We start from the raw sequence: 13763 nt of genomic DNA on the forward strand, positions 1-13763 counted from the left end.
GCTCGGCTAACCCCGCAGGACCGCGCCCGTGCGTTCGGCCGCCAGTGCGACGGCCGTGTCGCGGGCCGCGGAGGCCTCGTCGACGGTCAGCGTGCGGTCCGGGGCGCGGAAGCGCAGCGCATAGGCCAGGGACTTCTTGCCCTCGCCGAGCTGCTCGGACTCGTAGACGTCGAACAGCCGGACGGACTCCAGTAGTTCCCCGGCGCCTTCCCGCAGCGCCGCCTCGACGTCCGCGTGCGGGACGGTCCGGTCGACGACCAGCGCGACATCCTGGGTGGCGATCGGGAAGGCGGAGATCCGCGGACCCTTCACCGGACCGGTGCCCGCCTGCTCCAGCGCGTCGAGGTCGAGCTCCATCGCGCAGCTACGGGCCGGCAGACCCAGGGTCTTCAGGACGCCGGGGTGCAGCTCACCCGCGTACCCGATGACCCGCTCGGTGCCGTCGATCACCACGGCGAGCTCGGCACAGCGGCCGGGGTGCCACGGACCGTACTGGCCCTTGCGGACGACCAGGTCGGCCCCGGCCTCCCGGGCGATGCTGCGCGCGGCCTCGACGGCGTCCGCCCAGTCGGCCGGGCGGCCCTTGCCCCACCAGCCGACCTGCTCGCGGGCGCCCGCGAGGACCACGGCGGCGTGCCGCGGCTGCTCGGGAAGCGCCGCGGTGAGCGAGGCGACCTCCTCGGCGGTCGGGCGGCGGTCGACGGGCAGCCGCTCGGCGGCGCTCCGCTCCGCACGGGGGTGGAACACCAGACCGGTCTCGAAGAGCGCCAGGTCGTGGGTGCCGCGGCCGTCGTTGCGGCGCAGCGCGCCGAGCAGGCCCGGCAGCAGCGTCGTACGGAGGGCGGGCTCCTCGTCGGAGAGCGGGTTGACCAGCTTGACGACCTTGCGGTGCGGGTCGTCCGCGGCCAGGCCCAGCTGGTCGAAGACCTGCTCGCCGATGAAGGGGTAGTTCGGCGCCTCGACATAGCCGGCGCCGGCCAGGGCGCGGCCGACCCGGCGGTGCAGCCGCTGCCGGTCGGTCAGTCCGCGGCCGGCCGGGGGCTTGGGCAGCGTGGAGGGCAGGTTCTCGTACCCCTCCAGCCGGATGACCTCCTCGGCCAGGTCGTTGGGGTCGGTGAGGTCGGGCCGCCAGGACGGGACGGTGACGATCAGCTCGTCCTGTCCGTAGACGTCGCAGCCGACCTCCTGGAGCCGGCGTACGACGGTCTCGCGGCCGTACTCGACGCCCGCCACCTTGTCCGGGTGGTCCACCGGGATGGTGATGGTGCGCGGCGCGGACGGCGCGACGACCTCGGTGACGCCCCCCTCCGCGGTGCCGCCGGCGAGCAGCACCAGGAGGTCGACGGTGCGCTGCGCCGCGGCGGAGGCGGCCTGCGGGTCGACGCCGCGCTCGAAGCGGCGGGAGGCCTCGGAGGCCAGCTTGTGGCGGCGGGCGGTGCGCGCGATGGAGATCGGGGCGAAGTGGGCGGCCTCGATGACGACATCGGTGGTGCCGCCGGTCTCATGGCCGTGGTCCGCGATCTCGGTGTCGGCGCCGCCCATGACACCGGCGAGGCCGATCGGACCCCGGTCGTCCGTGATCACCAGATCCTCGGCGTTCAGCGTGCGGGCGACGCCGTCGAGGGTGGTGAGCTTCTCGCCCTGCTCGGCCCGGCGCACACCGATCGCGCCCTGGACGCGGGAGCGGTCGTAGGCGTGCAGGGGCTGGCCCAGCTCCTGCATCACATAGTTGGTGATGTCGACGGCCAGGGAGACCGGGCGCATCCCGGCCTTCTGCAGCCGGCGCTTCAGCCAGATCGGGGAGCGCGCCTCGGGGTCGATCCCGGTCACCGTGCGCGCGGTGAAGCGGTCGCAGCCCAGCGGCTCGGAGATCTGCACCGGGTAGCCGAAGGCGTTCGGCGCGGGGACGTCGAGCAGCGCCGGGTCGCGCAGCGGCAGACCGTAGGCGATGGCGGTCTCCCGGGCGATGCCGCGCAGGGAGAGCGCATAGCCGCGGTCCGGGGTGACGGCGACGTCGAGCACCTCGTCGACCAGTTCGAGCAGCTCGATGGCGTCGGTGCCCACCTCGTGCTCCGGCGGCAGCACGATGATGCCCTTGGTGCCGTCGTCGCCCATGCCCAGCTCGTCGCTGGAGCAGATCATGCCGTGCGAGACCTTGCCGTAGGTCTTGCGCGCGGCGATCGCGAAGCCGCCGGGCAGCACGGCGCCCGGCAGGACCACGACGACCTTGTCGCCGACGGAGAAGTTGCGGGCGCCGCAGACGATCTCCTGCGGCTCACCGGTGCCGTTGGCCTGGCCGACGTCGACCGTGCAGAAGCGGATCGGCTTCTTGAAGCCCTCCAGCTCCTCGATGGACAGCACCTGGCCGACGGCCAGGGGGCCCTTGAGGTCGGCGCCGAGCTGGTCGACGGTCTCGACCTCGAGACCGACCGAAATGAGCTTGGCCTGGACGTCGCGCCCGGTCTCCGTCGCCGGCAGGTCGACATACTCCCGCAGCCAAGAAAGCGGGACCCGCATCAGATCTCCATCCCGAACGGCCGGGTGAACCGGACGTCACCCTCGACCATGTCTCGCATGTCCTCGACGTTGTGGCGGAACATCAGCATCCGCTCGATGCCGAACCCGAAGGCGAATCCGCTGTACTTCTGGGGGTCGACGCCACAGGCGACGAGCACCCGGGGGTTGACCATGCCGCAGCCGCCGAGCTCGATCCAGCCCTCGCTGGAGCAGGTGCGGCAGGGCCGGTCGGGGTTGCCGACGGACTCGCCCTTGCAGACGTAGCAGAGCATGTCCATCTCGGCGGACGGCTCGGTGAAGGGGAAGTAGTTCGGCCGCAGCCGGGTCTTCATGTCCGCGCCGAAGAGGGACTGGACCATGTGGTCCATGGTGCCCTTGAGGTCGGCCATGGTCAGGCCCTCGTCGACGGCCAGCAGCTCGATCTGGTGGAAGACCGGGGTGTGCGTGGCGTCCAGCTCGTCGGTCCGGTACACCCGGCCGGGGCAGACGATGTAGACGGGGGGCTCGCGGTCGAGCAGGGAACGGGCCTGCACCGGCGAGGTGTGGGTGCGCAGCACCACCCCGGACTCGCCGTGCTCGGCCCCCGGGCCCTCGACGAAGAAGGTGTCCTGCATCTGCCGCGCCGGGTGGTCGGGCGTGAAGTTCAGGGCGTCGAAGTTGAACCACTCCGCCTCGACCTCGGGGCCCTCGGCGACCTCGTACCCCATGGACACGAAGACGTCCGCGACCCGCTCCATGAAGGTGGTCAGCGGGTGCCGGGCGCCGGACGGTACGCGGTCGTAGGGCAGGGTGACGTCCACCGACTCCTCGACCAGCACCCGGGCGTCCCGATCGGCCTCCAGCTCGGCCTGGCGCGCGGCCAGGGCCTTGTTGACGGCGCCGCGGGCCATGCCGACGCGCTTTCCCGCGTCGGCCTTGGCGTGCGGGGGCAGGGCGCCGATCTCGCGGTTGGCGAGGGCCAGCGGTGAGGCGGGGCCGGTGTGGGCGACCTTGGCCTCATGGAGCGTGTCGAGGGAGTCCGCGGCGGCGAAGGCGGCGAGCGCCTCGTCCCGCATGCGCTCGATCTCTTCCGGTTTCAAGGCCTCGACCTCGACAGGGTCGTACGACTTATTGGGTGCCGACATCTCTTCCCGTGCTTCCGATTTGGCTGGCTGGAGTGCCTCGTCTTCGATCCGTGGTCGTTCTCGTCCACGGATCGGGACGCAAAGGTGCCAATGGCCGAGTCTAACGGGGCAGGCGTCGTGCGTATGCGCCCATGGGCCGCTGTGGCCCGCCCGTCTCACCCGTCATCGCCCTGTCCGGCGCCGTGGGACACCGTGAATGCGCCCGTCGCCCGGCATCGCCGCAGACGGCGCCGGGCAGGTTTTTCTGTCGCCTGTCGTTCCTGTGTCGCCCGTCGCCGCCACCGGCCTGTTCGTCGCCGTGCGACGAGATCGATCAGAAGGCCGGGGCCGCCACGGGCAGAATAAATCGGAACTCGGCGCCGCCGCCGCGGGCGCGGCCGACCGTGATGGTGCCGCCGTGGGCCTCGACGATGCCCTTGACGATATAGAGCCCGAGGCCCGTGCCGCCGCGTTTGCTGCCCCGCCAGAAGCGGGTGAAGACGCGGTTCATGGACTCCTCCGGGATGCCGGGGCCCTCGTCGCTCACCGTGACCGACGTGCCGGCGTCCTCCCCTTCCCGGGGGGACGTCGCGGGCGTGACCTCAATGGTGACGGTTCCCTCACCGTGGCGCACGGCATTTTCGAGGAGGTTGCTGAGCACCTGGTCGATCTTGTCGGGGTCGGCCCAGAGGACGGGCAGCGGGTGCTCGAGACGCAGCAGAAAGCGGTCGGCGGGCTGGCCCGCGGCCACATGGGCCTGGACATGGCGTCCGACCGCGGCGCCCATGTCGACGGGCTGGCGTCTCACCTCCAGCCGCCCGGACTCGATCCGTGAGATGTCCAGCAGCTCGGCGATGAGCCGGGTGACCCGGTCCGCGTCGGCGTCGACCGTCTCCAGCATCAGCCGCTTCTGGTCGTCGGTGAAACGTTCCCACTTGGCGAGCAGGGTGGCCGTGAAGCCCTTGACTGAGGTCAGCGGCGAGCGCAGTTCATGGGCGACGGTCGCGATCAGCTCGGCATGGCTGCGCTCGGTGCGGCGGCGGGCCTCGGTGTCGCGCAGGGTGACCACGATGCGGCGGACCGGCCCGCCCCGGCGGGTGCGCACATACCGCGCGGCCACCAGGACCTCCCGTCCCCCGGGCAGCAGCAGATTGCGCTCCGGCTGCCGTACCCGGATCGCGAGCCCGCCGTAGGGGTCGGTCAGCTGCCACCAGCGGCGGCCCTCCAGGTCCTCCAGCGGCAGCACCTGTTCGAGGCGCAGGCCCAGGGCCTCGGCGGCGGGGACGGCGGTGATCCGGGCGGCCGCGGCGTTGAAGCAGATCACCCGGCCCTGCTCGTCGGCGATCACCAGGCCGTCGGGGAGGTCGTCCGGCTCGAGGCCGAGCCCGGCGAGATCATCGCACCGGGGCGCGGGGGCCCGGGACGCGTCCCGTGCTTCCGGTGCCCTGCTCGTGCCGACGCTCATCCCCGTGCCCCACCTCTCGTCCGGCGTACGGGTTCTCCCCGCTCCTAGGGGTCCCTCCCGGGCGAAGCCGTGTGCGGGGACGAGCCGAGAGCTTGGGGAAAGTCCCCCCGAGCCCGCCACCCTACTAGTGCGTCGGCACTAGACGGTGACGCTACGGCATCCTCCGACGGCACGCTGTGCACGGGCGGACGCGTAGAGACATACGGCGGCGGCGGTCGCGAGGTTCAGACTTTCGGCTTTTCCGTGGATCGGCACGCGCACCACGGCGTCGGCCAGTGCGCGGGTCTCCTCCGGGAGCCCCCAGGCCTCGTTGCCGAAGACCCAGGCGGTGGGGCCGCCCATGGTGCCCTTGTCCAGTTCCTCGTCCAGGTCTCGGTCGCCCGCGCCGTCGGCGGCCAGGATCCGCACTCCGGCGTCCTTGAGCCCGGCCACGGCGCGTTCGACGGGGACGCCGACGGCCACCGGCAGATGGAACAGCGATCCCACGGAGGCCCGGACCGCCTTGGGGTTGTAGAGGTCGACGGAGGCGTCGGTGAGGACCACGGCGTCGGCTCCGGCGGCGTCCGCGCAGCGCAGCACGGTTCCGGCGTTCCCGGGGTCCCGCACATGGGCGAGCACGGCGACCAGCCGGGGGCGTGTCCTGAGGATCGCCTCGAAGCCGGTGTCGAGGAACCGGCAGACACCGACGAGGCCCTGTGGGGTGACGGTGGTGGAGATGTCGGCGATCACCTCCTCGTCCGCGAGGTGGATGCGCGCGCCGGCGGCCCGTGCCTCGCCCACGATCTCGGCGTAGCGCTCGGCGGCCTCGGGGGTGGCGAAGAGTTCGACGAGGCCGGCCCGGCCCTCGGAGCGGTGCGCCGCCGCCTCCCGCACGGCCTGCGGCCCCTCCGCGAGGAACAGCCGCTCCTTGCCCCGGAAGTTCCGCTTGGCCAGCCGTCGCGCGGCGTTGACGCGGGGCGAGCGGGGGGAGATCAGCTCGGGGGCCGGGGGCATGGGGGTCACCTTCAGGTCGGTCACGTTCCGTCGATCACGTTGTTCAGGGTCCGGGCGGCGGCTGCGCAGACACAGGCGGACCCGCAGGCCATCAGCCTGCGGGTCCGTGTCACATCCGGCCGGAGCCGGCGGGCGTCACGCCGCCTTCGGCGCGTTGACGTCCGCGGGCAGCGCCTTCTGGGCGACCTCGATCAGCGCGGCGAACGCACCGGCGTCGTTGACGGCCAGCTCGGCGAGGATCTTGCGGTCGACCTCGACGTTCGCGGCCTTCAGGCCCTGGATGAAGCGGTTGTACGTCATGCCGTTGGCGCGGGCAGCGGCGTTGATGCGCTGGATCCACAGCTGACGGAAGTCGCCCTTGCGCTTCTTGCGGTCGTTGTAGTTGTAGACCAGCGAGTGGGTGACCTGCTCCTTGGCCTTGCGGTACAGGCGCGAGCGCTGACCGCGGTAGCCGGAGGCCTGCTCGAGGATCGCCCGGCGCTTCTTGTGGGCGTTGACTGCCCGCTTGACGCGTGCCACTTGTTAACTCCTTGTAACGGGGCCGCGGTTGGACTTGTGCGGCCCGGAATCGATTGGGTCCCGGTTCAGACGTACGGCGCTCGCGCGCCGCCGCGTCACTTGCCGAGAAGCTTCTTGATCTTCTTGGCGTCGCCCGGGGCCATCTCGGCGTTACCGGTGAGGCGACGCGTCAGACGGGACGACTTGTGCTCAAGCAGGTGGCGCTTGCCGGCGCGCTCACGGAGCACCTTGCCGGAGCCGGTGACCTTGAAGCGCTTGCTGGCACCGCTGTGCGACTTGTTCTTCGGCATAGCGCCGTTCTCTCCTCGTCGGTGGCGCTCCCGTGCCCGGTCACAAGAACCGGGCACGATCGGAGCGTCGCTCTTCTGTCGGTTACATCCTGGGACGGGTGTCCCGGGGGTCACGCCTCGGCGGGGGCCTCGGCCGGGGCCTCGCTGGTCTCGGCCTCCGCGGTCTCGGCCTCGGCGGCGTTCTGCGAGCGGCCCGGGTGGGCCTTCGCCTCCGCCTTGCGGGCCTCCTGCGCCTGACGGGCCTCGGCCATCGCCTCGGTCTTCTTCTTGTGCGGACCGAGGACCATGATCATGTTGCGGCCGTCCTGCTTCGGGTTCGACTCGACGAAACCGAGGTCCTGGACGTCCTCCGCGAGGCGCTGCAGCAGTCGGTAGCCCAGCTCGGGGCGCGACTGCTCACGGCCACGGAACATGATCGTGATCTTGACCTTGTCGCCCTGCTTGAGGAACCGGACGACGTGACCCTTCTTGGTGTCATAGTCGTGCGGGTCGATCTTCGGCCGGAGCTTCATCTCCTTGATGACCGTGTGCGCCTGGTTCTTGCGCGCCTCACGGGCCTTCATGGCCGACTCGTACTTGAACTTCCCGTAGTCCATGAGCTTGCACACGGGCGGACGGGCGTTCGCCGCGACCTCGACCAGGTCCAGGTCGTACTCCTGCGCAAGCTCCAGTGCCTTGGCCAGGGGGACGATGCCCACCTGCTCGCCACTGGGACCGACAAGTCGCACCTCGGGAACGCGAATCCGGTCGTTGATGCGGGGCTCGGCGCTGATGGATCCTCCTCGGTAGCACCATACGGCCGCCTGGCAGACAGCCGCGTATGTCCGTTTGACATGGGGACCAACCACCGCGGCACACGAAAAATGCCCCGGACGGTACACAGGCGGGACTCCGAACGATCCGGAGCACCGCCGCGGTGGACCGCGGGGCGCACATTCGGGCGACTCCACCGTCCGTACGGAACGGTGGGGGCCGCCTGACCGGTGACCCGCCGCCCCGGAGGGCGGTCAGGTGGGAGATCGGAGCCTCCACTTGAGGGCCGGACAACTACCGCGTCCGGCCGGTCGTCCCACAAGGCTAGCAGCTCCCCGGGGGCGGCGCGAACCGGTGTGCACCGTCCGCCCCGGGGCCCCGGGGCGGGCCTCCCGTGCGGGCGGGAGCGTGCCGGGGCCTATCGTGTGGGGCATGAGTGACACCTCCCCCGAGGAAGCCCCGGCCTCCCCCGAGAACCCCGGCTTCGACGCCATGACCCGTGACATCGCGGAGGTCCCCGCGGTCGAGGTGATCGTGACGGTCGCCGTCAATCTGATGAGCGCCGCCGCCGTGAAGCTCGGCCTGACCGAGGAGGGCGAGCAGTACAAGGACCTGGACGAGGCCCGCAAGCTGGTGGCAGCCCTCGCCGGTCTGCTGGACGCGAGCGCGACGGAGATCAGTTCCTTCCACGCGGGCCCACTGCGCGACGGCCTGAAATCGCTCCAGCTGGCGTTCCGCGAGGCGTCGCTCGTCCCGGACGAGCCGGGCCAGGGGCCGGGGGAGAAGTACACCGGCCCCGTCTACGGCTAGCCGTTCCGTCCCCGGCCGGTCCCACGACCGGCCGGACGTCCCGGCCGGTTCACCGCTGCGGCGGACGGACCGGCCGCTTCCGTTTCAGCCACGCACGAACAGGGGCTCGCCCGGAGGCGTCGTCCCGGCCGGCAGCACCGCCAGGTCGAGGCCGCGCACCAGGCGGGCCCTCAGCGTCTCGTCCTGCGCCAGGCGCCGCGCCACGGCGCGTACGGCCTCGCCCGGGGCGGCGGCCGGGTCGAGGACGAGCGCCAGGACGCCGTCGGCCTGTCCCGGGCCGAGAGAGGCGCTCAGCACGGCGGACTCCGCGGCCACCGCGACCCGTACGGCCTCGGTCACGGCCGGGTCCTGGAGCGGATCGGTCGTCCTGCGGCCCTCGGCGAGGGCGAGCAGTGTGGGCCCGGTCAGCTCGAAGGCGACCGGCCCCGCCATGTCCAGCACGATCGTGTCGGCCTTCTCGTGCGCCGCGGCCCTCAGGGCCTGGTGCAGCGGGACGGCGACGGGACGGGCCGCCGGGTCCCAGCGGGCCAGCGACTCGGTGGAGGTGAAGGCGGGCAGGGCGGTACGGTCGCCGGCCTTCAGGGTGGGGACGGCCATCTCGCTGGTCTTCTCCCGGGGCAGCCCGGCCCCCCGCCCGCAGGCGTGCCCCTCCTCGCCGGCCTCCTCCAGCTCGCCGAGCACGGCCACCACGGGGACCAGCAGCCGGGTGCCTTCGAGGGCCTCCAGCACCGGGCCCACGGCGGTGCGGTCCTCGGCCCAGGCGGCCAGCGCCGCGGTCAGCCGGGGGTCGGCGGACCCGTCGTCGTCGGAGTAGCCGGGGTCGGGAATGTTCTTGTTCGCCACGGTCACCGACCCTATCGGGGGTCCGGGACGCACCCGGGCCGGGGATGCCCGCCGCGGCCGTACCACCCCGTACCGCCCCCTCCGCCCCGGTCCACGGCCGGTCCTCCCGGGGGCCGCTCAGGGCCTCTCGCCGCTCAGGGTCCCTCGGGTGCGCTCAGGGTTTTCTCATCGACACCTGAAGCGGATCTCATGTCCGTCCCACGGCACGCACAGCCTCGGTCCCGAGCATCGCGGCCATGAGCTCCCGCAGAGCCCGCAGCCACCGCGCCCGCCGCCGTCGCGCCCGCCCGGCGCGACACCGCCGGTGGCTGTGCGCGGCACTGGTGCCGGCCGTCGTCGGGACGGTCGCCGGGACGGTGTATGTGAAGGAGCGGGCGCACGCCGCCGGGGGCGCCGTATCGTCGGCACCCTCGTCGTCGCCCACGGCCCGTCAGGAGGCATCGGTGGAAGCCGCAGAACCCCGGGAGGACCGGGACGCGCTGCTGGAGAAGGCCATGGAGTCCGTGACCGTCGAGGACGGCGCGAAGGTGGCCGTGGCGGTGCTCGACCCGGACTCCGGTGACTCCGCCCGGTACGGCGACGGCACCTTCGACACCGCGAGCATCGTGAAGGTCGACATCCTGGCGGCACTGCTGCTCCAGGCGCAGGACGCGCACCGGCGGCTGACCGCACAGGAGAGGTCGTACGCCACGGCGATGATCGAGAACAGCGACAACGCCTCCGCCTCGGCGCTGTGGGACGCGATCGGGCGGGCGGACGGTCTCGACCGCGCCAACAAGCGCCTCGGGTTGACGGACACCGCGGGCGGCGAGGGCACGCTGTGGGGGCTGACCCGGACGACGGCCGCCGACCAGCTCGCCCTGCTGCGGCAGGTGTTCGGGGAGGAGTCCCTGCTGAGCCAGGCCTCGCGGACGTATGTGCGGGGGCTCATGGAGGAGATCGCCGAGGACCAGAGCTGGGGCGTGTCCGCCGTCGCCGACGGCTCCCGGTGGGCGCTGAAGAACGGCTGGCTGCCGCGCAGCACGACCGGGCTGTGGGACATCAACAGCATCGGGCGCGTCACGGCCGGCGGTCACGACTATCTGGTGGCGGTGCTGTCGGACGGCAACTCCACGAAGGCCGAGGGGATCTCCCTGGTGGAGGCGGCCGCGCGGGCCGCGGTGGCCGCGTTCGGCTGACGGCGGGGCGAGGGGCGCCGGTTCAGTGGCTCCCGGGGTGCGTTCTGCCGCGGCCGCGCCACAGCGCCACCGCCGCCGCCAGCAGGACCAGGCCCAGGCCGCCCGCGCCCAGCCCCACCCAGCCCGGGGAGTGCGCGCCGCCGCGCTCCGGGTCGGGGCCCGGACCGAAGTACCTCTCGCCGTACGCCGCTGCCTGCAGACCCTCCGGCTTCAGGTTCCGGGCCGCCTCGAGCGCCGCTGCGGGGTCGATGAGGCCGTAGCCGCGCGAGTCGTCGCGGCCTCCGGTGGGGGCGTTGCGGGCCGTCTTCTCCAGGAGCTCTTTGATCTGGGCCGGGGTCAGTTCCGGGTGGACGGCTCTGATCAGCGCGACGGTGCCCGAGACGAAGGCGGACGCCGCGCTGGTGCCCCAGCCCTCGAAGTACTTGCGGTTGGAGTCGGCGATGACGACGTCCACTCCGGGCGCGCTGACGCTGGCGTACCAGCGGCGGGTGGAGAAGGCGGCACGGGTGCCGTAGCGGTCGACGGCGGTCGCGGCGATGACGCCCGGGTAGGCCGCCGGGTAGGAGATGTGGTCGCCCTTCTCTCCGCCGTTGCCGGCCGAGGCGACGACGGCGATGCCCTTCTTCAGGGCGTACTGCACCGCCTCGTCCTCGGCCGGTTCGGGGTGCGCGGACGCGGAGTCGTCGCCGAGGGAGAGATTGATGACGTCGGCGCCGTGGTCGGCGGCCCAGCGGATGCCTTCCGCGAGGGCGTTGCCCCGGGAGTTGCGGGCCCTCGGCCGGGCCTTGTCGCCGTCCTCGAGGATCACGCGGACGGGGAGGATCTTCGCCTCGGGGGCGATGCCCAGGACGCCGTCGGCGTTCCCTGCGCCGTGGCCGTGCGCGGCGATGATGCCGGCCATGGCGGTGCCGTGGTGGGCCCAGACCTCGTCCCCGGGCCCGGCGCCGAAGCCGACCATGTCCTTGCCGTCGAGGACGTTGCCGATCAGGTCCGGGTGGGTGGCGTCGACACCGGTGTCGAGGACGGCGACGGTGATTCCCTTGCCCTGGGTGGTCCGCCATGCCTCCTGGGCGTGCAGGGCGTCCAGCGCCCACTGCTGGGCGCGTATCCCGTCGGCGTGCGCGGCGGTGGGGGGCAGCAGGGCGAGGGAGCCGGCGAGGAGCAGGGGGAGAAGCCGGATGCCGTTCCGGCGGATGCTCATGAGGGCTGCTCCGTTCATGAGGACCTCTCCGTCTTCTCCGCGGCCGGGGTGACGCTCTTGCGGAGGGCGGTTCCGATGCGGTCGGCGAGCCCGACCGCGTCATGGCCGAGTCCCGCCTGGGCGGGGGCCGAGGTGGCGCCGCTCTCCATCGCCTTCTCGGCGGGCAGTGGTTCGGTGACGGTGCGGCCGTCGGCGAAGCCGGAGACGGCGTAGACGACGACGGGCATGTCGGTGCGGACCGTGAGCGTCCAGGAGGCGCGCTGGGCGTCGCCGAAGCCCTCGGCGACGGTGCCCCGCGCGGCGTACGGACGGGGCATCAGGTCGGTGCGCCGGTCCAGGCCCTCCTTGGTGAAGCGGCTGTTCAGGGCCGCCATGCCGGCGGCGTCGGCCCGGGTGAACAGCAGGCCCACGGTGATGACATGGCTGCCGGTCGCGTCCGTGTAGGTGGCGCGCAGCAGCCGCTGGCAGCCGGCCGGGGCGAGGGCCTTGTGCAGCAGGGGGTCGAAGGCGTCCTTGCAGTCGCCGTCCGGGGCGACTGCAATGCGCGTCCAGCTGCGGTGGGCACCGCCGGGACCCGCCTCAGGGCCGTCGACGGCCGCCGGGAAGAGCTGGTCGACGGGGAGGTTGTGCCAGGCGCCCGAGGCGACGGCGAACGGGCCGCGCGCCTCGTCCTGCGGGTCGTCCCCGGTGAGCCAACTGCCGGTGACGGCACCGCCGATGAGCCCGAGGCCGAGCACCAGACAGGCGGCGGCCGCGGCGGCCCGGGGCGGACGCCCGCCGAGGCCCCGGGGGCGCAGGGTGTCGATGTCACGGGTGTCGGGCCGGGCGAGGGTCACGGAGGGGCGGACGACCCCGGTCTCGTCGTACGGCTGCCGCAGGCGTGCGGTGGTCTCGACGATCCCGTCGGCGGGCACCGGCACGCCGCTGGGCGCGGTGCCGTCGCCCGTCGGGGGCGCGTCCGGGAAGCGCGCGGAGGCCATGGGCGGGGGCGGGCCGAACGCTCCGCTCCGCCCCTCGTGCGACCGCTCGGGGTGGGGCGGAAGCAGACGCTCCGAGGAACCCCCGCGGTCCGCGGAGGGCGGTCCGGCGGGGCCGCCCTGCCGGGGCAGCCCCCCTGCCGTGGGCGGCTGCTCGGGCCGCGGCGGGACCGGGGACGGGCCGACGGACGACGCCTGAGCCGGGACGGGAGCGCCGGGGCGCGACATGTCCCGCACCACCGGCGGCTGTTCGGGCCGCGCCGGCACGGAGGCCCTGCGGGCGGACGGCACCTGACCCGACACGGGGGCGCCTGGGCGAAAGCCGTCCCCCGCCGCACGCGTCTGCTCGAAGCGCGACGAAACCGAGGAAGGGCCCACGGACGACGTCTGCCCTGTCACAGGGGCGCCCGGCCCGGACATCTCCCCCGCCATCGACGGCCGTTCCGGACCCGACGGCACCGGGGCCCTACGGGCGGACGGCACCTGGCCGGGTGCCGGACGCTCCGACTCCCCCGCACCGAGCCGCACCGGGGACCGGCCGGGGGGCGACGCCTGATCCGACACGGGGGCACCGAGGCGAGAGGGGTCTCCCGCCGCACGCGCCTGGTCGAAGCGCGACGAAACCGACGAGGGGCCCGCAGAGGGCGTCTGCCCGGTCACAGGAGCGCCCAGCCCGGACATGTCCCCCGCCATCGACGGCCGTTCCGGACCCGACGGCACCGGGGCCCTACGGGCGGACGGCACCTGGCCGGGTGCCGGACGCTCCGACTCCCCCGCACCGAGCCGCTGTTCGGGTCGCTGCGGCACCTGCGACCGACCGGCGGACGACGCCTGGCCGGGGACGGGGGCGCCCGGGTGGGGCGTGGTTCCCGCAGTCGGGGGGTGGCTGGGGCGGGGCGGGATCGTTTCTGTGTCGGGGGGTGCCGACCCCGGTGGGTTCTGGGGGGCGGGAGCGGTGTGGTCCATGGGCGGGGTCGCGGGGCGCGGCGGGAAGGAGGCGCGGCGCGCTTCCGTGCTCATGCACCCCCCGTTTCGTTGTGGCCGGGCCGCCCCGGGGTCCGCCCGGGGGTCCGGCCGCCCGTCGGGAGCGGCCGGTCTGCGTGGTGCGGGGCCG

12 protein-coding genes are annotated in these 13763 nt (G+C 73.2%); 2 read left to right on the plus strand and 10 right to left on the minus strand.

Features of this window, described 5'->3' with window-relative positions:
- Window positions 1-6 precede the first annotated feature (6 nt).
- The 7 genes from pheT to infC form a co-directional block, all read right to left on the minus strand.
- Complete coding sequence (gene pheT / locus CP978_RS07550) at window positions 7-2517, minus strand: phenylalanine--tRNA ligase subunit beta (protein WP_043438690.1); 2511 nt, start codon at window positions 2515-2517, stop codon at window positions 7-9.
- The gene (gene pheS / locus CP978_RS07555) at window positions 2517-3641 is read right to left on the minus strand and encodes a phenylalanine--tRNA ligase subunit alpha (RefSeq protein WP_043438693.1); all 1125 of its coding nucleotides are present in this window, start codon (window positions 3639-3641) and stop codon (window positions 2517-2519) included. Before pheS ends, pheT begins: the two co-directional genes overlap by 1 nt.
- A 313-nt stretch (window positions 3642-3954) precedes the next feature.
- On the minus strand, window positions 3955-5085 hold the full coding sequence (locus CP978_RS07560; protein ID WP_043438696.1) for a sensor histidine kinase: 1131 nt from the start codon (window positions 5083-5085) through the stop codon (window positions 3955-3957).
- A 138-nt stretch (window positions 5086-5223) separates the two neighbouring features.
- Window positions 5224-6078, minus strand: a complete 855-nt coding sequence (locus tag CP978_RS07565; RefSeq protein ID WP_043448265.1) for a TrmH family RNA methyltransferase — start codon at window positions 6076-6078, stop codon at window positions 5224-5226.
- A 135-nt stretch (window positions 6079-6213) separates the two neighbouring features.
- The gene (rplT, locus tag CP978_RS07570; protein ID WP_043438698.1) at window positions 6214-6597 is read right to left on the minus strand and encodes a 50S ribosomal protein L20; all 384 of its coding nucleotides are present in this window, start codon (window positions 6595-6597) and stop codon (window positions 6214-6216) included.
- Window positions 6598-6692: 95 nt separating this feature from the next.
- Entirely contained in the window at window positions 6693-6887 is a 195-nt protein-coding gene (gene rpmI / locus CP978_RS07575; RefSeq protein ID WP_007829094.1) for a 50S ribosomal protein L35, read from the minus strand.
- A gap of 110 nt (window positions 6888-6997) precedes the next feature.
- Complete coding sequence (gene infC, locus CP978_RS07580) at window positions 6998-7660, minus strand: translation initiation factor IF-3 (protein WP_079162497.1); 663 nt, start codon at window positions 7658-7660, stop codon at window positions 6998-7000.
- Between the two features lie 412 nt (window positions 7661-8072).
- Between infC and CP978_RS07585 the strand changes: the two genes are divergently transcribed.
- Window positions 8073-8450: a DUF1844 domain-containing protein gene (locus CP978_RS07585; RefSeq protein ID WP_043438704.1), complete on the plus strand. Its 378-nt coding sequence runs from the start codon at window positions 8073-8075 to the stop codon at window positions 8448-8450.
- Window positions 8451-8534: 84 nt separating this feature from the next.
- Here the strand turns inward: CP978_RS07585 and CP978_RS07590 are convergent, their stop codons facing one another.
- Complete coding sequence (locus tag CP978_RS07590) at window positions 8535-9293, minus strand: SseB family protein (protein WP_043448266.1); 759 nt, start codon at window positions 9291-9293, stop codon at window positions 8535-8537.
- 236 nt (window positions 9294-9529) lie between these two features.
- Between CP978_RS07590 and CP978_RS07595 the strand changes: the two genes are divergently transcribed.
- Complete coding sequence (locus CP978_RS07595; RefSeq protein WP_150478164.1) at window positions 9530-10471, plus strand: serine hydrolase; 942 nt, start codon at window positions 9530-9532, stop codon at window positions 10469-10471.
- Between the two features lie 22 nt (window positions 10472-10493).
- Here the strand turns inward: CP978_RS07595 and mycP are convergent, their stop codons facing one another.
- Window positions 10494-11672, minus strand: coding sequence for a type VII secretion-associated serine protease mycosin (mycP, locus tag CP978_RS07600; protein ID WP_043438707.1), 1179 nt, complete (start codon window positions 11670-11672; stop codon window positions 10494-10496).
- A 14-nt stretch (window positions 11673-11686) separates the two neighbouring features.
- Complete coding sequence (locus CP978_RS35575) at window positions 11687-12952, minus strand: hypothetical protein (RefSeq protein ID WP_249044197.1); 1266 nt, start codon at window positions 12950-12952, stop codon at window positions 11687-11689.
- Window positions 12953-13763: the final 811 nt, after the last annotated feature.

This window comes from Streptomyces nodosus (genome assembly GCF_008704995.1).
Taxonomy (GTDB): domain Bacteria; phylum Actinomycetota; class Actinomycetes; order Streptomycetales; family Streptomycetaceae; genus Streptomyces; species Streptomyces nodosus.

What these genes read in the sequence shown, in the direction of transcription:
- pheT (WP_043438690.1), bottom strand. Translation starts at nt 2,517, where the DNA reads ATGCGGGTCCCGCTTTCTTGGCTGCGGGAGTATGTCGACCTGCCGGCG.
- CP978_RS07595 (WP_150478164.1), top strand. Translation starts at nt 9,530, where the DNA reads ATGAGCTCCCGCAGAGCCCGCAGCCACCGCGCCCGCCGCCGTCGCGCC.
- CP978_RS07560 (WP_043438696.1), bottom strand. Translation starts at nt 5,085, where the DNA reads ATGAGCGTCGGCACGAGCAGGGCACCGGAAGCACGGGACGCGTCCCGG.
- pheS (WP_043438693.1), bottom strand. Translation starts at nt 3,641, where the DNA reads ATGTCGGCACCCAATAAGTCGTACGACCCTGTCGAGGTCGAGGCCTTG.
- mycP (WP_043438707.1), bottom strand. Translation starts at nt 11,672, where the DNA reads ATGAGCATCCGCCGGAACGGCATCCGGCTTCTCCCCCTGCTCCTCGCC.
- CP978_RS07585 (WP_043438704.1), top strand. Translation starts at nt 8,073, where the DNA reads ATGAGTGACACCTCCCCCGAGGAAGCCCCGGCCTCCCCCGAGAACCCC.
- rpmI (WP_007829094.1), bottom strand. Translation starts at nt 6,887, where the DNA reads ATGCCGAAGAACAAGTCGCACAGCGGTGCCAGCAAGCGCTTCAAGGTC.
- CP978_RS07565 (WP_043448265.1), bottom strand. Translation starts at nt 6,078, where the DNA reads ATGCCCCCGGCCCCCGAGCTGATCTCCCCCCGCTCGCCCCGCGTCAAC.